Source organism: Bacillus sp. FSL M8-0350 (assembly GCF_038593345.1).
GTDB classification, from domain to species: domain Bacteria; phylum Bacillota; class Bacilli; order Bacillales; family Bacillaceae; genus Bacillus; species Bacillus safensis.
Map to the genome: position 1 here is coordinate 342538 of NZ_CP151985.1, position 25932 is coordinate 368469.

15 protein-coding genes and 1 riboswitch are annotated in these 25932 nt (G+C 43.3%); of the genes, 10 read left to right on the plus strand and 5 right to left on the minus strand.

Annotated elements, in window-relative coordinates; genetic code table 11:
* Positions 1-12 precede the first annotated feature (12 nt).
* A complete protein-coding gene (locus tag NSS80_RS01835; protein ID WP_024424312.1) occupies positions 13-885 on the minus strand; it encodes a transporter substrate-binding domain-containing protein in 873 nt (290 codons plus the stop codon).
* A 182-nt stretch (positions 886-1067) separates the two neighbouring features.
* Between NSS80_RS01835 and NSS80_RS01840 the strand changes: the two genes are divergently transcribed.
* Complete coding sequence (locus NSS80_RS01840) at positions 1068-1397, plus strand: YckD family protein (RefSeq protein WP_317222586.1); 330 nt, start codon at positions 1068-1070, stop codon at positions 1395-1397.
* A gap of 45 nt (positions 1398-1442) precedes the next feature.
* Here the strand turns inward: NSS80_RS01840 and NSS80_RS01845 are convergent, their stop codons facing one another.
* Positions 1443-2207: an MBL fold metallo-hydrolase gene (locus NSS80_RS01845; protein ID WP_034624002.1), complete on the minus strand. Its 765-nt coding sequence runs from the start codon at positions 2205-2207 to the stop codon at positions 1443-1445.
* 115 nt (positions 2208-2322) lie between these two features.
* On the opposite strand from NSS80_RS01845, the gene NSS80_RS01850 reads away from it, so the two are divergent.
* Both NSS80_RS01850 and NSS80_RS01855 read left to right on the plus strand, forming a co-directional pair.
* Complete coding sequence (locus tag NSS80_RS01850) at positions 2323-2739, plus strand: Lrp/AsnC family transcriptional regulator (RefSeq protein ID WP_317222234.1); 417 nt, start codon at positions 2323-2325, stop codon at positions 2737-2739.
* A 28-nt stretch (positions 2740-2767) separates the two neighbouring features.
* Positions 2768-3574 (plus strand): AAC(3) family N-acetyltransferase, encoded by an 807-nt coding sequence (locus tag NSS80_RS01855; protein ID WP_252050065.1) that lies wholly within the window; start codon positions 2768-2770, stop codon positions 3572-3574.
* A gap of 1 nt (position 3575) precedes the next feature.
* Here NSS80_RS01855 and NSS80_RS01860 read toward each other — a convergent pair whose 3' ends face one another.
* The 3 genes from NSS80_RS01860 to NSS80_RS01870 form a co-directional block, all read right to left on the minus strand.
* A complete protein-coding gene (locus NSS80_RS01860) occupies positions 3576-3962 on the minus strand; it encodes a competence protein ComJ (protein ID WP_034283302.1) in 387 nt (128 codons plus the stop codon).
* Between the two features lie 120 nt (positions 3963-4082).
* Positions 4083-5780, minus strand: coding sequence for a methyl-accepting chemotaxis protein (locus NSS80_RS01865; RefSeq protein WP_041116607.1), 1698 nt, complete (start codon positions 5778-5780; stop codon positions 4083-4085).
* A 127-nt stretch (positions 5781-5907) separates the two neighbouring features.
* The gene (locus NSS80_RS01870) at positions 5908-6336 is read right to left on the minus strand and encodes a NucA/NucB deoxyribonuclease domain-containing protein (RefSeq protein ID WP_041116609.1); all 429 of its coding nucleotides are present in this window, start codon (positions 6334-6336) and stop codon (positions 5908-5910) included.
* 367 nt (positions 6337-6703) lie between these two features.
* Here NSS80_RS01870 and NSS80_RS01875 point away from each other — a divergent pair, with 367 nt between their 5' ends.
* From NSS80_RS01875 to NSS80_RS01905, 7 genes are all read left to right on the plus strand, one after another.
* Positions 6704-8773 carry a hydantoinase/oxoprolinase family protein gene (locus NSS80_RS01875; protein WP_041116611.1) on the plus strand — a complete coding sequence of 690 codons (2070 nt, stop codon included), beginning with the start codon at positions 6704-6706 and terminating at the stop codon, positions 8771-8773.
* Positions 8763-10751 carry a hydantoinase B/oxoprolinase family protein gene (locus NSS80_RS01880; RefSeq protein WP_041116613.1) on the plus strand — a complete coding sequence of 663 codons (1989 nt, stop codon included), beginning with the start codon at positions 8763-8765 and terminating at the stop codon, positions 10749-10751. Before NSS80_RS01875 ends, NSS80_RS01880 begins: the two co-directional genes overlap by 11 nt.
* A complete protein-coding gene (locus NSS80_RS01885; protein WP_317222233.1) occupies positions 10748-11833 on the plus strand; it encodes an extracellular solute-binding protein in 1086 nt (361 codons plus the stop codon). The genes NSS80_RS01880 and NSS80_RS01885 overlap by 4 nt, the downstream gene beginning before the upstream one ends.
* Positions 11834-11841: 8 nt before the next feature.
* Positions 11842-12933, plus strand: coding sequence for an ABC transporter ATP-binding protein (locus tag NSS80_RS01890; RefSeq protein ID WP_041116617.1), 1092 nt, complete (start codon positions 11842-11844; stop codon positions 12931-12933).
* On the plus strand, positions 12933-13802 hold the full coding sequence (locus NSS80_RS01895) for an ABC transporter permease (protein ID WP_041116620.1): 870 nt from the start codon (positions 12933-12935) through the stop codon (positions 13800-13802). The genes NSS80_RS01890 and NSS80_RS01895 overlap by 1 nt, the downstream gene beginning before the upstream one ends.
* Complete coding sequence (locus NSS80_RS01900; RefSeq protein ID WP_024424298.1) at positions 13795-14598, plus strand: ABC transporter permease; 804 nt, start codon at positions 13795-13797, stop codon at positions 14596-14598. Before NSS80_RS01895 ends, NSS80_RS01900 begins: the two co-directional genes overlap by 8 nt.
* A 368-nt stretch (positions 14599-14966) precedes the next feature.
* A riboswitch (cyclic di-GMP riboswitch) is annotated at positions 14967-15060 on the plus strand.
* Between the two features lie 145 nt (positions 15061-15205).
* Positions 15206-25918 carry an amino acid adenylation domain-containing protein gene (locus NSS80_RS01905; RefSeq protein WP_342498396.1) on the plus strand — a complete coding sequence of 3571 codons (10713 nt, stop codon included), beginning with the start codon at positions 15206-15208 and terminating at the stop codon, positions 25916-25918.
* The last annotated feature ends 14 nt before the right edge of the window (positions 25919-25932 follow it).

Below are 25932 nucleotides of genomic sequence, written 5' to 3' on the forward strand. Positions count from 1 at the left end.
GATTGCGGCTCCTTATTTGGAAATGTCGACATCTTCGACATCAGCATCAATTTTCTTAGAGACGTCTGCATGATTAAAGAATTTCTCAGAAATCTTTTTCATTGTTCCGTCTTTTTTCATGTCGCCTAATACACGATTTAATTCTTTTTGAAGCTCTTTGTTGTCCTTCTTCATAACAAAACCTTGTTCATTCGGCATGTACTTCAAGTCAGGGTGAATTGTAATATTTAGTTTAGGAAATGCAGCAAGAGCCAGTGTCTGCAAGTAATAATCATTTAGAATGACATCTGTACGGCCGTTTGCAACATCCTTTAGGTATTGCTCGTTTGTCGCATTATCATAAATGACTTCCTTTGCACCGTACTTACGAGCAACATCCATATAAATCGTTGTGGCAGCCCCTGCTGCTTTCTTTCCTTTTAAATCTTTTAAAGTTTTAATGCCAGATAAATCATCTTTCCGAACGATAGCCGTTCCGTAGGAATATTTATAAGGGGTTGAAAAGGCAAACTTGTCTTTTCTGTCATCTGTGATGTCGATATCATTTGCAGCGGCATCCACTTGACCAGAATTAATGGCGCTCAGCATCCCATCATAGCCCATTTCTTTAAATTCTACTTTCACATCAAGACGTTTAAACGCTTCTTTGACGACTTCTACTTCATAGCCAGTTAATTGATCCTTGCCATTAGAAGTATCATGATAAGAAGTTGGATAAAGGGTGCCTGAAGTTGCAACCACGATTTTCCCTTTCTTTTTAATCTGATCCCACTTTGTGTCTTCAGATTGAGATGAGCCTGATTGACTGCAAGCAGACATAATAAGGATGAAAGCAGATACAACAAGCATGATCCATATAGGTTTTTTATGATAAAAACGACTCATTTAAGAATCCTCCTCTATTTTTTATACAAAACAAAACATAGCACGCTTTCTCTATAAGGACAACGTTTTCAGAAGAAAAGTGAAAAAGTAAGAATATTATAAGCAATTTGCGTGTTAGAAATAATGTATAAAAAAGGAAAGCGAGCGCAAAATAAAGGCGAATAAAGGAGGGAACAACAATGATGAAAAAAATAAGTAGTTTGATCATCTTGTCGATGATGCTGTTATTTGGTTTTCATATAGAAACGGCTCATGGAGAAACACCTCAAATGGAAAAGCGCCCGGTGACACATCAAGTGAAATTAACAGCAGAACAACAAAAAAAAATTGAAATCCTTGAGCAGCAAATTCTTTCTAAGCGAAAAGAAGTCATTGAGAAATATGTACAGTACGGCGTGTTAACAAAGGAACAAGGCACACACATCACGAAACGAATGGATGAGCATTACACTCATTTGAAAAAGAACGGATTTGTTCCATTGCTGAAAAAACCACAGCACCATCGCCCATGATAATGATGAAACCGGCAGCTTTAAGTGCCGGTTTTTTATTGTCGATCAGAAGGTGAGACTTTCCCCATCTTGAGGGACAAAAATGGCTTGATCTGCATGATGCTCTTGAACGTAAGCTTCTAAAGCAGCTCTTGTTAACAGGCAATGATTCACTGCCTCAAGATGACAGACGACAATTTGAGCTTTTGGCTGAGAACGGTGAATGTCTAGAATCTCTTCCTTGGTCATTGTAATAGGATCGCCTTCTAAAAATTGAGCAGCCCCGCTATTGACCACAATGACGTCTGGCTTGCTTGTATTCACAACCTCTTTCGGTTCATCACACCAAATGGTATCACCTGCAATATAAAGGGTAGGTTCATCAGGGTGAGAGAAAACAAAACCGCTCACCTGCCCCATCCGCTTCGCCGTTTCTCCCGTCCCATGCTGTCCGCCTGTACGTTTAATATGAACGCCGCAAATGTCCATTTCATCTTCAATGCATGTGACATGCTGAAATCCAGCTTCTTCAACTTCTTTTCGATCCTTCTCCGATTGAGTATAAATTGGTTGATCCTGAGCTAATTTCCTTTTGGCCTCGTCGTCAAAGTGGTCCACATGTAAATGAGAGAGTAAGACAGCATCTGGGTGTAACAGACTGTCTAAATCTATATTTACAGGAAGCTCCACAATAGGATTGTTCAAATGTTGATTGGCTGTATGAGGGAACGGTGGATATGTTCCTTTTGCTGCTAAAAAGGGATCGATTAAAAAAGTTGAATGACCATAGTGAAGGTATAAAGTCGCATTGCGAATGAGTGTAATTTTCATAAAAAGGCCTCCTTTTTTTCTGATTAAGTTTACAGTATATTAAAAGAGTTCTACGTGACAGAGGATTATGAAAGTCTTTTGGCAGAAGGGCTTGATTTTTGAAAGAGGTGAGCCAATGCTAGACCAAACAGATATGAATATTTTAAAAGAACTATCAAAGAACAGCCGATTAACGATGAAAGCTCTAGGTGAAAAAGTTCATTTAACCGGCCAAGCTGTTGCAAATCGGGTGTTAAAGCTAGAAGAAGAAGGTGTGATTGAAGCATATACCATTTCAATTGATTGGCAGACACAAAAGACGATTCAAACCTTTTTGCAGCTATATACCCGTAGTCATCATCATGAACCACTTTTGTCGTTTCTTTATAAAAAGGAAGAAATCAAGAATTTGTTCAAAATAAGTGGTGAAGGCTGTTATATGGCTGAAGGACATTTCTCCAGTCGTGATGAACTTGATCAGTTTTTAACGGAGCTGACGAATTACGCAAATTACAAACTGTCTATTGCGGTTAAACGTCTCATTCATCAGTAATAGAAGAGACGCAGGAGGAAAAGGAACGATGCAAAAATTAATCGAAAATCAAGCTGAACCGATGACAAAGGAAAGAATCAAAGCAGACTTGGTTCAACTTGGTGTGAAAAAGGGCATGATTTTATGTGTTCATTCATCTTTATCATCAATCGGCTGGGTAAATGGAGGCGCTGTAGCCGTCATACAAGCATTGATGGAAACCTTAACAGAAGAAGGGACACTGATTATGCCGGCACAAACGTTAGAGCTTTCTGATCCCGCCGATTGGATCGATCCGCCTGTTCCTTATTCATGGTGGAAATCGATCAAAGAAACAATGCCAGCATTTGACCCAGCTTACACGACACCAGCAGCAATGGGAAAGGTGGCGGAAACATTTTGGAAATACCCAGGCGTGGCGAGAAGCAATCATCCCCATTTTTCATTCACCGCCTGGGGGAAAAGAAAACATGAAATTCTGCAACACCATGCACTTTCCTTTGGATTAGGAGAGCATTCGCCTCTTGGCCGCATGTATGATCTTCATGCTCAAGTGCTGCTGCTTGGTGCATCATTTGAGAGCATGACAGCTTTTCATCTAGCTGAATACCGAATTCCTCAGCAGGACCTCATGACAAGAGGAGCCCCTATTTTAGAGAATGGATGGAGGGTATGGAAAGAGTACCAAGATATCATCACAAGAGAAGAACTATTTGAACAGATTGGCCGTGATTTTCTGCAATCAGGAGGCATCCATCAGCACAATCAAGTTGGACTTGCCAGTTCATATTTACTGCCCATGAGAGAATCGGTAGACTATGCGGAAAAGTGGCTTGATCTATACGATCAGTCGTAATCTACACTGTTTGGAAATTTACATAATAAACGTCTTGATCAGGCTGCTGTGAGGTGTAGCAGGTAAGCTGATAGTCTCCTTTTGGAATGGAGAAAGACAGCACTCTGGCCATGACGCTTGTGATATAAACTTGATCATTTGTAAGCGTAAAGGGAACTGTTATAGCTCTATCAACCGAGACTTGGGGCTCATCGCTATTTAATGTCACAATAATAGACGCCTTTCCATTATTGATTCCTTCAAAGGAAACTCCTTGATCTCCAGTTGCAAATCCTTGAAGAATGTCCTCATCTGTCCAATCAATGACAGGTGGTGTTTCGCTTCCGGTGTATACCGTGATTTGGTGGTAGGAGATAGATAGGGAATAGGCTTGATTTAAGTGATTCATATAAAAAACTCCTTTATTTAAGAATTTTTGTTGGAACGTGAATGGTTGAAAGAGTGATTCTTGAGGAGAAAGTTAGGCAGCAAGACGATTGTCGCCGTCTTGCGCTATTTGGTGTGGGATCTAGATGTGAAATTGCGAGACCATTGCTTTTAAATCTCCTGCTAAATGGGCGAGCGCTTCTGATGAAGCTGTTACTTCTTCCATTGCAGCAAATTGTTCTTCTGTTAAACCGGCTACTTGCTGTGAATGTTCACTTGTTCGTTTCACGCCTTCTGTAATAGACGCAAAAGACTGTTTCGCATCGTTTGTATAAGCTGCGATTTTTTGTGATGCACTTGATAAATGTTTAATGCCATTTGCCATTTCTCTCATCGACTGCTGGATATCATGAAATGATTCCTCTGTATGAGAGATAAGGACAGCCCCTTGAGCCGCTTCCTCTCTTACTCGTTTGATGGCATTCGTCGAATGAGTCATCTCTTTTTGTATTTCAGAAATGAGATGGGAGATCATGTTTGATGATGCTTGAGATTCTTCTGCGAGCTTTCTCACTTCGTCTGCGACAACAGCAAATCCTTTTCCATGCTCACCTGCCCGTGCTGCTTCAATTGCTGCATTAAGAGCTAGCAGGTTTGTCTGGCTGGCGATATCTGTAATGACTTTGGAAATATGATCGATTTCAGCTGAACGTGTTTCCAATGCTTGAATCGCTGTACCATTTTCTTCAATTGATTTGGCAATAGACGTCATTTGTGAATGAACTTCACCGATATTGTGTACACCTTTTTGGGCCACTTCTTGTGCGGAGTGACTTCTTGAAGCCATTTGTCCTGCATTTTCAGTGATGTTTGCCAGCTCGTTTGATACTTGAATCATTTTGTGCTCACTAGCTGTCATTTGAGCGGACTGTTCTTCTGAAGATTGTGCCACTTCTTGAATCGTGTAGGTGATTTTTTCTGATGCTGCACTCGTTTCTTCTGCGCTAGCTGACAGCTGCTCAGAGGATGTGGCCACTAATTCAGACGTGTTCATGACATTTAGAATGGTTTGATTTAGTTTTTCACGCATCTTATTGAAATGGCCAGCCAGATCAGACAATTCATCACCAGCAGTATCCTTCACATTGATGGTTAAATCACCTTCGCCTGCACTCTTAATGGCAGAAGCCATATGCTTGAGACGTGCCTGAATCCGTTTAGTGAAAATAGAAATAATGATGACCGAAACGATCAGACTTAACAAAAGGACGATGACAAATTGTATATAGAATGACTGAAGCATTTGTGAAATCATGCTTTGATTGGCGCCAGTATAAAAAATACCAATTGTTTCGCCTGCTTCATTTTTGATCGGCATATAAGCCGTTTGATAGTCTTTCCCGGCAACATTTGCTGTGCCGTAATAGTTTTCTCCTTTATCTAAAACAGTGGTCTTCACTTCAGGAGAGACTTCTGTACCTACAGCTCGTTTCCCGTTTAACATGACATTCGTAGCAACGCGGGTATTTCCTTGAAAAATCGTGATGGTATCACCGGTATATTCGGCTAATTGGTCAACCAATGTGTCATGATCATTAATTTGCGTATTTCCTTTGAATAGCTTGTCCTCTTTAATCTGCCACGAGCCTTCTACTTTTTCATTCAGGTAGGCGTAGCCTAGTTTTAAATCACCTTTTGCTTTTTCAGTTGCCATTTGCTTGATGTTTTCTGTCATCTCGCGATTCACCACATAACCAACAACTGCGGAAAAGATGATGAGGACACTTAAAAAGATCAGCAAAATTTTGGCACCGATCCTCAGTTTTCCCTTTTTCTTCATGCTTTTTAACTCCTTTAGGTATAAGGTAGGGTATCCCTCCTTAAGGATTATCGGCATGAAAAAAGTGTTTAAAATACCTGCATGCAGTCATGTGAAAATTTTTTTAATATAGAAAAGGGAAAGGCTGCTAATCGATGATAAATTGGATTCTTGTGCCGTCTGGATCATCCGATAATTGATGACTTACCCACGAGCCTGCGCCTCTATTATCAGAAGGGCGTACATATTTGACAGAAGCTCCTGTGCCTCCTTCTTTGCACATCGCCATTGGCCATTCGTCACGATCATACCCGCGCTTTGTTGGAACGCCATGTAATGATCGGTCCCTCTGCTCATCACTATGTTTACGGTCAATTGTACAAATGGACGAATGACCTTCATCAATGGCTTCTTCTATGTGCTTGGCTGTTTCGGGATAGCGGTCTGATGGAAAATGAATCGTTTTGTCATAAGATGAATTCGCTGTCTCTTGTTTCCCTTGCTCCAGCTGGATATAGCCTGTTGCTACACCAATAACAATCAATAAAAGCAAGAGAAACATTTTAAGAAGTTTCATAGGTGCTGGCTCTCTTTCTTGTTTGCGTATTTTGTAAACAGAAGTATAGCAGAATTACTTACCAATTTCCCCTGGTTTTGAAAAAACGCCTTTTAAAATTCAAAAAACAGATTTTACAAGATTTCATGCTTTTCATTTTTGTAAAAATTCATAAAAATTTTAATTTTGTAGATTATAAAACGAATATGCTCATTCAAAATGGCTTTATCACTGCTTTTTGAGCTAATTTCAAGAATTTAACACACAGAAATTTCAAAAAAATAAAATTGACTAGACCGATCTGCTTTAATAATATGGAGTCAAATATCAAAAAATGTCGTAATTTATCAAAATATGATTCTAATTACATTGTAGGAGGGAAGTACAAATGGCGGATGTCTCATACCGGCTCGGAATAGACATAGGCGGAACATTTACTGATTTATCGTTGATAAATGAAGCAACAGGGGAGCTGACTGAACTCAAGACACCCACAGTGACTGATGACCCAGCCCAAGGAATTATCAATGGGTTAAATCTTCTAAAAAAAAGAGGTGTTGATTTATCCAACATTCAATACCTCGTTCACGGAATGACAATTGGTCTTAATACATTATTGCAGCGAAAAGGAGCAGATTTAGCCCTTTTTGTGACAGAAGGATTTCAAGATATATTGTCACTTCAACGTTTACGACTACCCATTCCTTATGACTTCAATTCTCGTTTGCCAGAACCATTGATACCACGGAAGCATGTATATCCAATCTCTGAAAGGTTGATACACGATGGTACGATCAAAAAACCTCTCCATCTGCAGCAGTTAGATGATGCAGTCCAGCATGCTATATCTAAAAAGCTAGCAGGTATCGTCATTTCTTTTTTACATAGTTATCAAAACCCAGTTCATGAATTACAGGCAAAAGCCTATATCAATCATCATTATCCACAGTTAGAAGTCCTTACCTCATCTGAATTATGGCCTCAAATGAGGGAATACGAGCGTACAGTGATGTCTGTTGTTAATTTGTACATTCAACCAAAGGTGAAACAGTATTTGCAAACACTGAAAAGTCGTTTGAAGGAAGAAGGTGTACCAATTTCTCCATACATTACACAATCAAATGGTGGTTTAATGGATGCAGAAAGTGCGGCAGCCTCGCCTGTGAAGACTCTCTTTTCTGGTCCGGCAGCCGGTGTCATCGGTGCGGCTAGAATTGCAGCATCATCTATTGAACCCAACCTGATCACTTTTGATGTTGGGGGGACGAGTGCAGATATCTCGATTATTCAAAATGGAAAGCCTACAATGGCGCAATCGAATCAGCTTTCAGGCTTCCCAATTATTCTTCCATCTGTTGCGATGTATTCAATAGGAGCAGGAGGAGGTTCGGTAGCATGGATTGATCAGGGCGGACTTCTAAAAGCGGGGCCAGAATCAGTTGGCTCAAACCCGGGACCAGCTTCGTATGGAAAGGGAGAAAAAGCAGCTTTAACTGATGCGTTTCTCATATGCGGTTACCTCAATCAAGAACGTTTTGCCGGAGGACATTTACAATTACAGTTGTCTGCGGCGAAAAAGGCTTTTCAGCCAATTGCTGATCAGCTCAACAAAACGGTTGAAGAAGCGGCTGACCAGCTCATTCAAGTAGCCGTAGCCAATATGTACACAGAATTAAGCAATGTGATGGAGCAGCAAGGGTTTGACCCTAGAGATTTTAGTTTGCTGGCGTTTGGCGGAGCAGGGCCGGTTGTGGCGAATTTCCTTGCGAGAGAAATTCATGCGAAAAATGTGGTTGTTCCTCCAAGTCCGGGTACATTATGTGCGTTAGGTGCTCTGACTGCTGACTTTATTCATGATGCGGTGCTGTCGAAGAAAATATGCTTACAAGACTATTCGATCAACCAACTAAAACAAGATTATGAGAAGCTGTCGCGAAAAGCGACTGATTGGGTCAGCCAGCAAAACATTCAGCATATCAATCAGACATCCATTCTATTATTAGCAGACGCACGTTATCAGGGACAGGCATTTGAGATTGAACTGCCATTATCGATTGATTGGCTAAAGCAGGAACAAAATATCCACCAACTCATTGAAGCCTTTCACAAATTGCATCAGCGTCAATATGGTCATAGGGATGATCAGGCAAAAATCGAGTTTACTCATTTACGCGTTCGAGTCATAGGCGAGACGCCTCCGCTGCCTTTTTCACCTGTTCATGAAAGCAGCGGACAGTCTTTGAAACCATATGAATATAGGCGGATTTTTATTGAAGAAAAAGAATACGAAGCATCGGTTTATAACCGGGATACTCTGTCAGTAGGTTCTATTGTAAATGGGCCTGCCGTTATTGAGCAGGATGATACAACAACATTAATTTTGCCAAACTGGGCAGGCAGCATTGATCCATCAGGTAACTTAGTGATTTCAAAGGAGGCGGCTTTACATGAGAACTGACCCAGCAAAGCTTGAGATGATGCGCAGTTATTTTAATGCGATTGCATCAGGTATGGGGCATGTCATTGAACGGACGTCATTTACGACCTTCGTTAAAGAATCTGCTGACTTTGCGACAGCATTAGCCACGCCATCTGGAGATTTCTTTGTTTATCCGAAGACAGTAGGTGTGACGATCTTTTTAGGGCTGAGTCTAAAAAAAGCGATTGAAGAAAGCGGGCCGATGCAGCCAGGAGACATTATCATCACTAATGATCCTTATACGACAGACGGTTTGGCGACTCACCTTCCAGATGTCCATATCATTAAGCCGATTTTTGTAGATGGTGAAATCGTAAGCTATGCTTGGTCTTTTGTTCATGTCAGTGATGTGGGTGGGCTTGTGCCTTCGAGTATTTCACCGACAGCAACGGATGTTCATCAAGAAGGATTAAGAATTCCGCCAGTGAAAATTTATGCAGGCGGGAAAGAGAATCAAGTCGTACGTACCTTTTTAAGAGCGAACAGCCGCGCTAGTCATCTAAATGATGGTGATATTAATGCGATGATTGCAGCAGTTAATACAGCAGATATTCGGTTAAAAGAAATGATTGAGAAATTTGGAAAATACGAAGTGAAACAAGGAATGATAGACTTGCTGAAGCAAGCCGAGGATCGTGCTGGAAAGGTCATTGAAGCTATACCGGATGGAACGAGTGAATTTGCTGATTATTTAGATGATGATATGATCTCAGACGTCCCTATTCGGTTGAAAATCAAGCTAACGATTAAAGGGAAACGGCTGACGCTCGATTTTTCTGAGTGTGACCCGCAAGTGAAAACAGCCTTTAACCTCGTTACCAATGGTCAGAAGCATTCCTTTCTTTATCAAGGATTGATTAATTACATCATTAGTAAGGATCCTTTTATACCGATTAATGGTGGAATAACGTATCCAATTGACGTGATCTCTCCTAAAGGAACGCTGGTGCATCCAGAATACCCGGCTTCTGTCGGGATTCGTCATTCGATTACGATGAGGCTGTACAATGTCGTGCTAGGCGCCATTGGTAAGCTGTTACCTGAAGCGGTGCCGGCAGCAGGTGCAGGTCAATCTGCTATTGTGGTTCTCTCAGTACCTGATGATCAAACGGGTGGCAGGAAAATGTCCGTTGTCGAACCATTAGGCGGAGGCGGCGGTGCTCAAAATGGTACTGATGGAGTGGACGGTATTGATCATTCGTCAGGCTTTTTGAAGAATACCCCAATTGAGAGTTTGGAACAGCATATTGATATTCATGTTCACCGATATGAACTTCTGCCGAATACAGGTGGAGCTGGTGAAAATCGAGGCGGACATGCGATTGGTTTGGAATTTGAAATGATAAAGCCTGAATCAATGGTGACAGCACGAGGAATGGAACGGATGAAGTTTCAGCCTTGGGGATTAATGGGCGGCCGAGCAGGATCGGTTGGTGAGGTCAAGCTGATCACGGCTAATGGTGAGAAACAAGACCAGCCCAAAATAGATGTTCTGCGACTTGAAAAAGGCGATATCGTTCAATTGATTTCACCAAGTGGAGGCGGCTGGGGGAATCCATTTGCCCGAAAGAAAGAAAAAGTCCTTCAGGAAGTGGAAGCAGGTCTATTAAGTGAAGAGAGAGCGCTGCAGCAATATGGTGTGAAAGTATATTTAGACCAAAATAAATGGAAGATTGATGAGGAGCAGACGAGCAGGGTGCGAGAAAAGGTTGATGTTTCTGCATCTACTGACGTGTGGGATTTCGGAGAACAAAGAGCAGCTTATGAGAAAGTATGGACGGACGAAGCCAGCAGTGAGCTGGCCGTTCAGCTTCGTTCCTATCCGGCTAACGAACGTACGCACTATAAACATGCAGTTCATCAACATTTCAGTCATAGAAATGAGCCGTTAACAAAGGAAGATATTACTCAAGCACTTTGTCAATTGAATGGACAAAAAGGGGGAAATAAATCATGAATAGAAGATTAATTGCTATTTTTGCAGGTATCCTATCAATCGTTGTACTGCTGGCCGCTTGTGGTGGAAATGGAAAGGATCAAGGCAAACAGCAGCAGACTGTGATTGTTGGCGTATATGGAGGCGATTGGGAAAAGAATATCAAACCAATCCTCGAAAAGTTTGAAAAAGATACAGGAATTAAAGTGCAAACCGTCTCTGGGGCGGATTCTGAATGGTTTACAAAATTAAAAGCGTCAAATGGAAAAAATCCACCATATGACTTACTAATCTTACAGCCCGATACGATTCAAAGAGGTATCGCAGCAAACGTTCTTGCGCCTATTGATGAAGATCAAGCGCCGAACGTCAAAAAGCTTTACCGTTCTGTCCAAAAGAAGCTTACTGTGAATGGAAAACAATATGCAGCAGGCTTTAGTATGGGGCAGCTTGGTATTGCTTATAGAAAAGACCTCGTCAAGCAGGAACCAAACAGCTGGACTGACCTATGGAGCAGTCAGCTGAAAGGGAAGGTAGCCATTTCATCTCCGACTTATTCAGCCGGTTTGCAATTTTTCTCTGCACTTGTTCATGCGCAAGGGGGGACAGAATCAAATCCTAAGGATATTGATAAAGCATTTAAAAGTCTCGCGCAGTTAAAAGGTCATGTAGCTGCTTTTCCAGATAACCCAGGATCGATTCAAACCTTGTTAGAACGTGGGGATGTTGCGGCTGTTCCATATTGGGACGGGCGAGTATTTGCACTTGAAGAAGAAGGAATGGATATTGGTTTCTCATATCCGAAAGAAGGTGCTGTTGCAGCTGTTGCGAGCTGGGCTTTAACGAAGGGAAGTTCGCATGAAGAAGCGGCGTACAAACTATTAAACTACTTAAGTGGAAAAGAAGCTCAGGAGGCTTTCTCGGAAAAATCTTATTATGGCATGTCGAATTCTGATGTGAAATACGATGACAAGATTAAGGGGAAAGTGAAAGTTGGAGAAAATTATTACAGCAAGCTGACGTGGGTAGATTATGAAACAGCGACCTCTGAGCTTGGCAATTGGACAAACCGATGGAACGAAGTATTAGGCGGAGGAAAATAGGTGATCGCATGAGTGGAATTCATTTAGAACACATCAGTCAGCACTTCGGTGAGCAGATTGCTCTCAACGATGTCAGTCTTACGGTGAATGAGGGAGAGTTTTTCTCCCTTCTTGGTCCTAGCGGCTGCGGAAAATCAACGTTATTAAACATCATTGGCGGTTTTTTAGAACCAACAAAAGGTGTCGTCTATATTGGTGATCAGGATGTGACAGCTTTGCCGCCTTACCAAAGAAAAACAGGTATGGTCTTTCAAAGCTATGCACTTTTTCCGCATCTGACTGTATTTGATAATGTGGCGTACGGGCTAAAGGTTCAAAAGAAAAAGAAGGCGGAAATCAAAGAGAAGGTGATGGAAAGCTTGTCTCTTGTTCAATTAGAGGCATTTGCGAAACGGATGCCCCACCAATTAAGCGGTGGTCAACAGCAGCGGGTAGCGATTGCAAGAGCGCTGGCGATTCAGCCATCTGTTCTCCTTCTTGATGAACCGCTCAGCAACCTAGATGCCAAACTAAGAAAAAATATGCAGACAGAGCTGCGAAATATTCAAAGGAATGTCGGGATTACAACCATTCTTGTGACACATGATCAAGAGGAGGCCTTAAGTCTTTCTGATCGGGTTGGAATTTTAGGAGAGGGAAGAATTCAGCAGATTGGGACGCCTTTAGAGGTGTACCGCCAGCCAAACAATCGATTTGTAGCTGAATTCATCGGACAGGTGAACATCTTTGAGGCTGTGTACAATGAAGCTGATGCGGCATTTACAGTTCCGCATGTCACCCATTCAAACGGTCAGCATCTTCAGCTGCAGGCTGCGGCACATCAAGAGAAGAGGGAAAAGCAACTGCTTATGCTGCGTCCTGAAAGAATCAGCATCTCTTCTGAGCGGGAGGAAGTAAAGCCGAACCATGTATCAGGCATGCTGTCAGATGTGAGTTATATTGGGCATTCATTACGTTTGGTTGTGGGACTTGATCATGGTGAAATCATTGTCCATGCTTCTGATGCGGCATTTCCCGAGCTGCCTAAAGTTGGAGAAACCGTCCATATCCATTGGCAGCCTGAAGATATCGTTTTCTTAGATTCGAAGGTGCATACGTGATGCGAATCAAGAAAAAGAATCAACGATTTCATTGGTTTATGCTGCTGCCAGCCTGTTTGTTTCTTGTTGTATTTTTACTAGCTCCTCTGGTGATGATGCTCGTTCTCAGTTTTCGCGATGTCGATTCGATGATGAATACATTACAAACGTATAGCTTTTCTCAATATATTCATGTGTTCACGACAGATGCATATGTAAAGGCGATTGGAAGTACTGTGTGGGTGGCTTTGCAGACAACGGTGATTTGTTTATTCATGGCATACCCCGCAGCATACGTGCTCGTCAAAGCACCTAATCCGCGTCTGCGGGCATTTTTCTATATCCTACTTGTGTCGCCGCTTTTGACAAGTGTTGTGATTCGGACATTTGCATGGATTGTTCTTCTTTCGCAAAATGGTCTGATCAATGGCATGTTACTAGATTTACATGTAATTGAGAAGCCGCTCTCGATGCTGTGGAATATGAATGCGGTCATTATTGCCTATGTCCAAGTCATGCTGCCATTTGCAGTACTGCCGATCGCAACAAGCTTAACCGATATGGATCGTCACTTAAGACCGGCTTCTATGAGTCTTGGAGCTGGCCGGATTCGAACCTTTTTTCATGTCACCTTACCACTGACCATTCCAGGCATGGTGACTGGCGCGATCATCGTCTTCTCACTGGCAGCAGGAAGTTATATCACCCCGCTGTTAGTCGGCGGACGGATGCAGCCGCTGCTGCCGCTGTCAATTTATCAGCAGGTCATGCAGGTGTATAATCTGCCTCTTGCTGCCGCTATGTCCTTTACATTATTGGTTTGTGTGCTTGTGGTAGTCAGTCTATTAAGCTATTTATTGAAGCGTTGGGAGGCGAGGATGCATGCGTAAAAAGTCAATAGGTGACCGCTTGCTTTCCATCCTGATTTGGACTGCTGGGTCATTGGTTTATCTTTTTTTAACCATACCTGTTCTTGTGATCGTCCTATCTGCTTTTAGTCCAAATGCCTTTCCTGAATTTCCACCGACTTCGTTCTCTGTTCGCTGGTTTCATGAGGTCGTGTCAAATCCAGAATGGATGGAATCTCTTCGGATCAGTGTGATTCTGCTGTTCATCGTGACGCCTCTCACGGTTCTTTTAGGGACAATGGCTTCGTATGCTTTAGCAAGGCTTTCCTTTAAGGGAAAGGAGGCTGTCCAAGCTTTCATTCTGTCACCTCTCATGATTCCTCAGGTGGTGTTAGGGATTGCGATGCTTTACTTGTTTACGGCTATGGGCTTTACAGGGTCTTTGTGGGCGCTCGTCATTGGTCACGTCATCATTGGTTTTCCCTATGTGGTTCGAACGGTAGGCGTGAGTGTTTCGAATTTAGATCCGCGGCTTGAGCTGGCTTCAATGAATCTTGGCGCAGGACCCATTCGCACGTTTTTTCGAGTCACATTGCCTTTGATTAAGCCGGGAATCATTGCAGGAGGGGTGTTTTCAGCTGTGACGTCATTTGGGGAAATATCGATCAGTTTGTTCGTTTCCTCTCCTCAAACCATTACAATCCCCGTCAGGACCTTTAATTACATTGAGCAGACCTTTGATCCGAGTGTCAATGCGATATCTGTCATATTTATTATCATTTCTATCATTGCGCTGCTCATTATTGAGAAAACGATTGGTCTGTCTAAGGTGATGTAAATATAATGAAGAAACAAGGAGTTGTCATTTGAAATGACAGCTCTTTTTTTGTTGTTTTTACAGTAAAAAAAATTCATTTTTTTAGGGAATATAGTTCTTAAGATTTAAGAATTTGCGGGGAACGCAAGGAGACCTCTATCCTACGTTTTCGGTCATATTTTCAAAATTTAAGGGAAAATATGAAATTTTTGCGGTATTTAGTCGATTATTTTCGGTTGAACGCAACTATTATTAGTTATTTTCGGTAAATATCGTCAATTCTCACAGGATCCCTTCGGTATGACGCATGAATCTTTACACCCATTTTTCGGTGAAAAAAACAATATTTTCATATAAAGTGGACGTAAATAGAAAATATCTAAAAGAAAAGAAGAAAAAGGCAAATCTATGGAAACATAGAGACGCAAAGCCATGTCCTAAGGTAAATGATTCTTTTTTTGCTAAGGTCGGCAGGCTACCGAATGAAAATGGGAGTCCCTCCGTTTTATTCGGGGTGGGCTCCTTTTCTGTTAAACCGTCTATTTTAATGAAATAGACTTGGTTCTTTTGATATAGAGGGTGCAGGGTGAAATTGGTGGAGAAAACATAGAAGAGGCGGAGGATGAGAATGAATACAGTTTATTACCCCTTAACACATGCGCAAAAGCGAGTATTCTACACGGAAAGATTTTATCCAGGTACAAGTATTTCTAATTTGGGTGGATTCGCCAGGTTGAGATCAGCATCTGGTCTCGATCCTTCTTTGGTCGTCGATGTGCTTCAAGCGTACATTCGACAAACTGACTCTCTTCGGCTGAGGCTCGTGTATCGAGATGAAGAAGAGGAGCCTGTTCAATATATCAAACCTTATGAAAAACAGCCGATTCGCATGGAAAAGGGCTGGAGTGTAGAGGAGGTAAGGGCTTGGGCAAACGAGCAGATTCGTGAGCCAATGCCATTGATTGACAGCCCCTTGATTGAATTTACGGTGTTTCAAATCAGTGATCAAGAGTGCTGGCTGTTCTGTAAAGCACATCATATTGTCGCGGATGGTATTTCCATCATTTTAATGGGAAATCGCATTATTGACTTATATCATGACATGCTGCAAGGAGTAGACATCTCGCCAGTTGAGGAGATTTCCTTCGTTGATCACATCATGAGTGAGCAGACCTATGAATCTTCTAAACGTTTTCAAAAAGACCAAGCTTTTTGGAATGAGCAATTTGCTCATATTCCAGACTTCGCATCGTTAAAACCGCATAAGGGATACGAGATGAGTTTACATGCGGAGCGATTTTCAGGGGATGTTCCAGATTCTTTAAAAGAGAAGCTTCGTGTCTTTTGTGAAGAGCAGAAAGTCAGCATGCTTTCAATGTTTATGTCCACTGTCTATATTTACTTACATCGTTTTAGCGGTATGGAAGATGTCGTTCTTGGAACCTTTATGGGCAACCGGACGAATGCCAAAGAAAAAAAGATGATTGGGATGTTTGTATCCACGATTCCAATGCGTGCATCTGTTCAAGGGTCGCAATCGTTTCTTGATTTCGTAAAGCAGGTTATGGCGGATCAAATGAAGATATTACGTCACCAAAAGTACCCTTACAATCTGCTCATGAATGATTTGCGGGAAAGAGAAGGGTTTACAGGACGCCTTTTTGATATTTCTTTAGAGTATCAGGTGATGCAGTGGCAGAAAAAAGAGAATCTGTCGTTCATTACTGAACCGATTTTTAGCGGGAGCGGAATGAATGATATTTCAATACATGTGAAAGACCGCTGGGATACTGATACATTGACCATTGATTTGGATTACCGTACAGATGTATTCACAGAAGAAGAAATGAGTAAGATGTTTGATCGATTCTTGATATTACTAGAAGCGGCCGTCTCTCAGCCTGATCAGCTGATCGGGACACTGCCTTTACTTTCAGCAGGTGAACAAAAGGAGCTGCTGCAATTATCTGAAGGAGAATCGTTTGAAAGGCCAGCAGCAAAACCGGTTCATCACATGTTTGATGAGACAGCCCACAAATATGCAGACCGGACAGCCGTTATAGCAGAAAATGGAACAATTACTTATGGAGAGCTGCAACAACAGGCAGAAAAGCTGGCTCGTTTTTTACAAATGAAAGGTATCTCACGTGATGTGCCTGTTGCTGTTTTGATGGAGCGGAAGACAGATGCCATGGTAGCAGTCTTCGGCATACTAAAGGCTGGCGGGGCATATGTACCAATTGATCCGGCATTACCTGAGGAGCGCATTCAATTTATTGTGGAGGATTCAGGTGCTTCTATTGTGTTAACAGATGAATCTTTCATTCAAGAGTACCCAGTCCTCTCGGAAAAATTGATCGTGCAGCAGCAAATATTATTAGATGGTGGACAGCTGCCTGAGCTCGTAGAACAGACGGCGCCGGAGGATTTAGCCTACATGATTTATACATCCGGTACGACTGGAAAGCCGAAGGGCGTCATGATTGAGCATCTTCAGCTGCATCATTTGGTCCATGCTTTGCATCATGAGATTTATCAAGGGACGAATGAGCTACAAATGGCGCTTCTAGCCCCATTCCATTTCGATGCATCGGTCAAACAAATCTTTGCTGCCCTTTTATTTGGACATACGCTTCATATCATCCCGCGAGAAACGACGAGAAATGGCATGCAGCTAGCGGCTTATTACAGAAAACATCAAATTGAAGCGGCAGATGGAACACCGGCGCATGTGCAGCTTTTACTTGCTGCGGATTTGGACGGGCTGTCATTGATGCACATGCTGATTGGGGGAGAAGCGCTGCCTGCGAAAGCAGCACGTTCACTCATCGAAGCAGTTCGTATGAGTCAGCCTGATTTTACTCTGTGGAATGTGTATGGTCCAACTGAGACGTGTGTGGATGCGGCGGTGCATCGTCTAGCTCTCAGTGAGCTGAGCGAATCAACTGAACAGCGCTATGTGTCGATTGGAAAACCGCTTGGTCATCACCGTGTTTATATTTTAAATGAACATGATCAATTACAGCTACATGGGGCTGCTGGAGAACTGTGCATTGCCGGTATAGGTGTTGGGCGAGGCTATGTGAATCAGCCTGAATTGACGGAGAAGGTATTCACAGCAGATCCGTTTTCTCCGCATGAGCGGATGTATCGAACGGGGGATCTAGTCAGATGGCTTCCAGATGGCACGATTGATTATCTTGGCAGAATGGACGATCAAGTGAAAATAAGGGGTTACCGCATAGAAACAGGCGAGATTGAAGCTGTGATGGAGCAGGTAGATGGAGTTGATAAGGCTGTCGTGCTAGTGGTTGATGAAGCGGATGGAGAAAAGGCGTTAAGTGCTTACTATCAAGCTCGTCAAGAAGGTGTGTCTGTTGACATGCTGCAAGCGGCTATCAAACATCAGCTTCCAGCCTACATGATGCCTCTTTATTTTAAAGAGCTCGATGCTTTTCCACTCACAGTCAGCGGCAAAGTCGACCGTCGTGCACTTGCTGCGTTAAAAGGTGATAGAGCGGCTCATGCTGTTTATACGGCACCTAGAAACGATATAGAAACGAAGCTTGTTCATTTGTGGGAAGACATTCTTGATCAAGAGAAGATCGGTGTATATGATTCTTTCTTCGATCGAGGCGGGCATTCGCTCAAAGCGATGACCGTACTTACACAGGTTCAGCGAGACTTGCAAGTGGAGGTGCCGCTGTCCGTTTTATTTGAACAGCAGACGATTGCTGCTTTGGCTGCTTATATTGAGCAGGCAGAAAAGTCTTCTGAAACGGTGATACCAAAAGCGCCGGCTGCTGATCATTATCCATTGTCGCCTCCACAGCAGCGCGTCTACATGGTGAGTCAATTGGAGCAAAGCACTGCATATCATATGCCTGCTGTTGTGAGGTTAAAAGGAATTCTGCAGCTTGAGAAGCTGACTGAGGCTTTTAACAGACTGATCACACGTCATGATATGCTGCGTACTTCTTTTCATACGATAAAAGGTGTTCCTCGTCAGCGGATAGCATCATCAGTGTCCTTTCAAATAGAACAGCTGACAGGCGGTACGATGGAAGAAAACATGCAGCAATTTGTCAGACCTTTTGATCTTGAGTGTGCGCCGCTTCTTCGAATTGGTTTGCAGTCATTGCATGATCAGGAGCATTTGCTCTTTTTCGATATGCATCATCTGATTTCAGATGGTCTTTCGATCGATTTAATGCTGCGTGAGCTGTCAGATGCTTACGAGGGCTTGGTTAAAGCACCATTGAAGCTTCAATATCAAGATTATGCTGTTTGGCAGCAGCACCAAGGCTTTCAAAAAGAAGAGGCATTTTGGCTGCAAGAATTTTCGGGCGATATTCCGGCTTTACAGTTGCTGACCGATTATCAGCGACCAGCTGTCCAGTCTTTCGCAGGTGATCGTGTCATCAAAGAAATAGATGAAGTGTTAAAGAATCAATTACAGGAGCTTGTAGCAAACCATCACACGACACTGTATACAGTCTTGCTTTCTGCTTACTATACATTGCTTGCCAAATATACAGGTCAAAAGGAATTCGTGGTCGGAACACCGGCTTCAGGGCGTGTGCATACAGATTTGAATGACATGATCGGTATGTTTGTCCAGACACTTGCTTTGCGGTCGGAGGTAGATCCGAATGGAACCATGTCTCAGCTGATTGAGCAAGTAAAGAAAAAGACAATGCAGGCATTTGAGCATCAGCAATATCCATTTGAACGGCTGCTTGAAAAGCTGAATGTGCCAAGAGATTTTAGCCGTCATCCATTGTTTGACACCGTCTTTACACTCGCGCCGGATCATGGAGCAGCTCAGCATATTGGAGACATGCTGGTCGAGGTTGAAGAAACCAATTTCCATATTGCGAAATTTGATTTAACACTGCAAGCGATGGAGTCCGATCAAGGTTTATCCTTTGTACTTGATTACAGTACGGCTCTATTTAAACGAAGTACGGCAGAGCAGATGATGAAACATTATATTTATCTGCTGGAGCAGATGGTTCAAGCGCCGCAGGAAGCTATTCAATCCTATCGATTACTGTCTGAACAAGAAGCAGAAGCTCAGTTAAATAGGTGGAATCCGTTACCTTCGCCTTATCCAGCAGAAGAAACCATTGTGACGCAGTTTGAAAAACAGGTGCAGCAGCATGGTCATCAGCCTGCATTGCAATGTGAAGATGTGGTTCTTTCTTATCAAGAGCTGAATGACCGAGTGAATCAGCTGGCTCATTATTTGCGTGAAAATGGTTTTGAAAAAGGGATGAAAGCGGCCTTATTCTTTGAACGATCCAATGAAATGGTGCTCTCTGTTCTGGCTGTGCTTAAGGCGGGCGGTGTCTATGTACCAATTGACCCCGATTTCCCTGATGAGCGCGTGAAGCACTTTTTAACAGACAGCGGTGCACAATTCTTACTGACACATCAAGTGCTGCGCCATCGCTCGGTGCTCACTGCATTTGAGGGAACCATCATAGAAACAGAAGATCAAGCGATTGCTCAGCAGTCAGACAGCCCTATAGATGTTCATATTTCACCTGAGGACTTAGCGAATTTGACCTATACATCTGGTACAACCGGTAAGCCTAAAGGAAATATGGTGACACACCGGAACATTTTGAGAACGGTGAAGCAATCGAATTATCTCACCATTCATCCTGAAGACACAGTGATGAGCCTCTCAAACTATGTATTTGATGCCTTTATGTTTGATGTGTTTGGTGCATTATTAAACGGAGCGAAACTCATTGTTCTGCCAAAGGATCATATTTTAAACATGAATGAGCTTTCTGGAGCGATTAAGAAGGAAAAAGTCAGTATTTTAATGATCACGACAGCTCTTTTTCACTTACTCATCGATATGAAAAAAGACAGCCTGAAAAACGTAAGAAAAGTGCTGTTTGGCGGAGAACGTGCTTCTGTGCCTCATGTAGTGACTGCACTTGAGACAGTTGGGAAAGACAAGCTTGTTCATATGTACGGACCTTCTGAGAGCACAATTTTCACCACATATTATCCTGTGAATCACATTGAGAAGCAGGCGTTATCCATCCCAATCGGAAAGCCAGTGAGTCAAACGGCTGTTTATATTGTAGATGAGTTTGGACAAGTTCAGCCGCCGGGCGTGGCGGGAGAGCTATGTGTCGCTGGTGATGGACTGGTGAAAGGATATTATAAGCAGCCAGAACTAACAAGCGAAAAGTTTGTCAAAAATCCTTTCCGCCCTGGAGAGACCATGTATAAAACGGGCGATCTTGCGCGCTGGCTGCCGAATGGAGATATTGAATTCATTGGACGGATCGATCATCAAGTGAAGATTCGCGGACAGCGTATCGAGCTTGGGGAAATTGAACACCAGCTGCTGCAGCATCCTCAGGTGAAGGAAGCTGTCGTCATTGCTGCTTCGAATGACACCTTATGTGCGTATTTCACAGCGGAAGGATCTGTTTCATTATCTGATTTGCGCGAGCAAGCAGGACGTGAACTGCCTGTATATATGATGCCGGCATTTTTCATGCAATTAGACGAGCTTCCTTTGACGAATAATGGCAAGGTCGATAGGCGGGCGCTGCCGGCACCTGATCTCAGTGAGCAGGGGGCAAATGAATACACCTCTCCTCAAACAGAAACAGAGCGTCTGCTGGCGAACATTTGGGAGGAAGTTCTTGAAGTGCCGCGAATCGGCAGGCATGATCATTTCTTTGAATGCGGAGGCCATTCGCTACGCGGCATGAAAATGCTGAACAGGCTTTATGAAGAGATGCAGGTGGAGCTCACTTTGAAGTCTTTATTTGAATCCCCAACATTAGAAGCGTTCGCCCTTGCAGTTGATCAAGCGGATCAAACGGAGATCAAGCGAGTGGAAGTTGCCAAAGAAGCGGCCTATTATCCAGTGACATCTGCTCAGAAAAGACTGTTTGTTTTGGAGAAAATGACTGATGCGGAGCAAAGCTATCATATGCCGGCTGCCTTAAAGCTAGAAGGCGTCTTTGATGAAAAACAATTTGAAAAGGCAATTGATCAGCTAGTCCAACGTCATGAAGCTTTCCGAACGAGTTTTGATTTTGTTCAGAATGAACCTGTTCAACGGATTGAAACAAATGTCTCTATAGACATAGAAAAAATTGAACAGAACGGCCGAGACATACAGGAATTGATGAATGACTTTATCAGGCCATTTGATGTAGAAAAAGCGCCTTTACTCAGAATAGGGCTGGTTTCTGTCTCCGTAAATGTCCATTATTTACTGATTGATATGCATCATATCATTTCAGATGGTGCGTCTGTTGGCATTTTAATTGAGGAGCTATCAGCCCTGTATCGGGGAGACAAACTAGAGGAATTACCTGTTCAATATAAGGATTATGCAGTTTGGTCAAAAAGTGAGGCATCTGCTGCGCAAAAAGCAGCTGAAGAGGCATTCTGGCTGGATCAATTAGAAGGGGAACTGCCTGTACTGGCACTGCCGGAAGACCTGCCAAGACCAAAAGTGCAAACATTCGCAGGAGACCGTGTCTCATTTACAATCGAAGGTTCGCTTAAAGCGAAATTGGACCAACTCGTTAAAGCGCTCAACAGTACGACCTATACAGTCCTGCTTGCTGGCTACAGTATTCTTTTGAGCAAGCTTTCAAGACAAGAGGATATCATCATCGGTTCTCCGGTTGTTGGCAGAACCCATCCTGATATTCAATCTGTGATCGGCATGTTTGTGAACACGCTGGCACTTAGAACAAGACCAGCAGGACATCAGACAGCTGCTGAATTTGCGTCAAATGTGCATCAGCTTGTGTTAGAGGCAAACGAGCATCAGCTGTACCCATTTGAAGAATTGGTAGATCAGGTGCAAACGGTTCGAGATACAAGCCGCCATCCAATTTTTGACGTGGTATTCTCAATGGAAAATGCGGATATTCGTGATTTATCAATGGATGGGCTTCACATTGTTTCACAGCCATTCGAAGAGAAGATCGCCAAATTTGATTTGACCTTAACTGGAAACGAATCCGCAGATCAAATTGAGCTCGTGTTTGATTTTAATTGTTCTATCTTTCAAAAGTCGTCAATTGAAAAGTGGAAAGAATATTTCCTTCATTTGCTTGAACAAATGGTGTCAGCACCAGATCAATCGTTAGATCAAATGCGATTATTGTCACCGCAGCAGCAGCAAAAACAGCTGAACGAATGGTCAGGGCCAGACCTTGACGTCCCATCAAATCAAACCGTTCATGCCCTGATTGAGGCTAAGGCACAAGAAGCGCCGCACCAAAAAGCGGCAACCTTCTGCGGAACGAGCTGGACGTATAAAGAGCTGAACAGCCGGGCGAATGTAGTCGCTTCAAGACTTATCGCAAACGGCACAAAACCAGGAGACCGCGTCGGTATTCTCACCCGTCCTTCTCTTGACATGACAGCCGCTGTCCTTGGCGTCCTCAAGGCAGGTGCGGCATTCGTTCCAATTGATGCAGACTATCCAGCGCAGCGTATTGCCTACATGCTGGAAGACTGCGGGGCAGAGGTACTTCTAATGCAAAAAGGACTCACTGCACCATCTTCATTTACAGGTCATGTGTTGTTCATAGAAGATGCGGTAGAAGGAGAAGCTCACGAGATTCAGGTTCATATCAAACCAACGGATCTCGCTTATATGATTTACACGTCCGGGACGACAGGACAGCCGAAGGGTGTCATGGTTGAGCACCAGTCCCTTGTGAATCTTGCATTTTGGCACAATGATGCGTTCCAAGTGACGAAAGACGATCGAACTGCGAAATATGCTGGCTTTGGCTTTGACGCCTCCATTTGGGAGATGTTCCCGACGTGGCTCGCCGGCGCAGAGCTGCACATTATCGACGAAGCGATTCGCCTCGATATGATCAAGCTCAATGCTTATTTCAATGAAAAAGGCATCACCATTGCCTTCCTGCCGACCCAGCTATGCGAGCAGTTTATGTCAATGGACAACCATTCTCTGCGTTATTTACTAACAGGCGGAGACAAGCTTAAACAGGTAAAGCCAGTTCCATACAAACTAGTGAATAACTACGGTCCAACTGAAAATACAGTCGTAGCGACAAGCGGAATGATCGATCCAGAAAAAGGCACGATTCCGATAGGAACAGCCATTGCCAATACACGTTTTTACATCATGGGTTCTTTATACGACCTGTCGCCGCCAGGCGTACCTGGTGAGCTCGTCATTGCAGGAAAAGGATTGGCAAGAGGCTACTGGAATCTTCCAGAGGAAACTGACAAACGATTTGTCCCAGATCCATTTTATCCAGGCGAGCGCATGTACCGCACAGGCGATTTAGTGAAATGGACAGAGGATGGTGAGCTGATCTATCTCGGCAGAATAGACCATCAGGTCAATATCCGCGGCTTCCGGATTGAACTGTCAGAAATTGAAGCGCAGCTTTTGACGCTGGATTCGGTCAAAGAAGCCGTCGTGACAACGGTCAAAGATGCGGGTGATCACGACGCCCTTGCCGCTTACGTAATCACGAAGAACGATACAGATACAGAGAACTTAAAAGAAAGCCTAAAACGCACGTTACCAGAATACATGGTGCCATCATGGATCATAAAACTAGATCAATTTCCAATGACGGCCAATGGAAAAATCGATCTCAAAGCATTGCCAGCACCTGATATCGAAGCGAATCAAACGGTATACGAAGCACCAAGAGACGAAGTGGAAACACTGCTTTGCGGCATTTGGGAAGATGTCCTTGGCGTCAGCCAAGTCGGCATTCACGATCACTTCTTCTTCCTTGGCGGAGATTCGATTAAAGGCATCCAAATGGCAAGCAGACTCACGCAAGCAGGCTGGAAGCTCGATATGAAACTTCTATTCCAGTACCCAACGATTGCGGAGCTGCGCCCATATATCGAGGAAGCTGATCAAATGACAGCAGACCAATCACCTGTCGAAGGAGAAGCCATTTTAACACCGATTCAGCGCTGGTTCTTTGAACGAAACTTTACGAATCAGCATCACTGGAACCAATCGATGATGCTTCATGCGCCAAATGGTTTAAATGAGAAAAACGTTCAGCAAGTACTGGAACAGCTCATGATTCATCATGATGCCTTGCGAATGGTGTATCCGCTCGAAGAAGGGCGCGTCATCCAGCGTCATCGAGGAATCGAGGAAAATAATGTGGCAATTGATGTGGTGGAAGTAACAGGAGAGCTGTCACAGCAAATTCAGCAGGTAGAAAAGCTGGCAAATGAAGTGCAGGCGAGTATACCGCTAGCAGACGGGCCTTTAGTGAGACCTGCCATTTTCCGAACGGATCAAGGGGATCATTTATTGCTGGCTGTACACCATCTTGTCATTGATGGTGTGTCATGGCGCATTTTCCTTGAAGATTTCATGGCTCTTTATGAACAGTCGAAGCGCGGGGAAACTCTTACCCTTCCTGAAAAAACACACTCCTTCCAAGAATATGCCCAGAAGCTGACTGAATACGCTGTGTCAGATGAGCTGCTATCGGAAAGAGATTATTGGAAAAAGGTGCTTGCGCATTCCGTTCCTCCACTTCAAAAGGATCATGTCACGGAGGATCAACGAATGCTTCATACACATACCATTCGTTTTACATTGTCTGAAGAGGAAACACGCAGTCTGTTGACGGATGTACATGAAGCCTATCAAACAGAAATCAATGATATTTTGCTGACGGCATTAGGGTTGTCCATGAAAGAGTGGACAGGTGAAGACAGGCACTTTATTCATCTTGAAGGACACGGGAGAGAGGACATCCTTCCTGCAGTCAATGTATCACGGACCATCGGCTGGTTTACTAGTATGTATCCTGTGTTATTGGATATGTCGCATGCAGACGATCTTTCTTATCAGATCAAGTATTTAAAAGAGGAACTCAGACACATTCCGAACAAGGGCATCGGCTATGGCGTTTTAAAATACTTAACACCTGACAAGATGAAGGACGATATCGATTTTCAAGTCACACCAGATATCAGCTTTAACTATCTTGGTCAGTTTGATGAACAGATCGGCGGCGGTGAATTGAGGCGTTCTCCATGGCATGCAGGACAATCGCTGAGCCCTGAATCTGAGAAACCTCATGCGCTGGATATTGTTGGTTTCGTAGAACAAGCAATGCTCCATGTGACGATTTCCTATCATCACCTTGAATTCGAAGAACGTACGATCGAACAGTTCAAGGAACTCTTAGAAAAGAATGTGAAGGCACTGATCTCACATTGTCTATCACAGGATGAGAGTCAGATCACACCTAGTGATGTGGGGGATGAGGATCTCACCATGGACGAACTTGAAAAGCTAATGGATCTATTTTAAGCAAAAATGAAGAG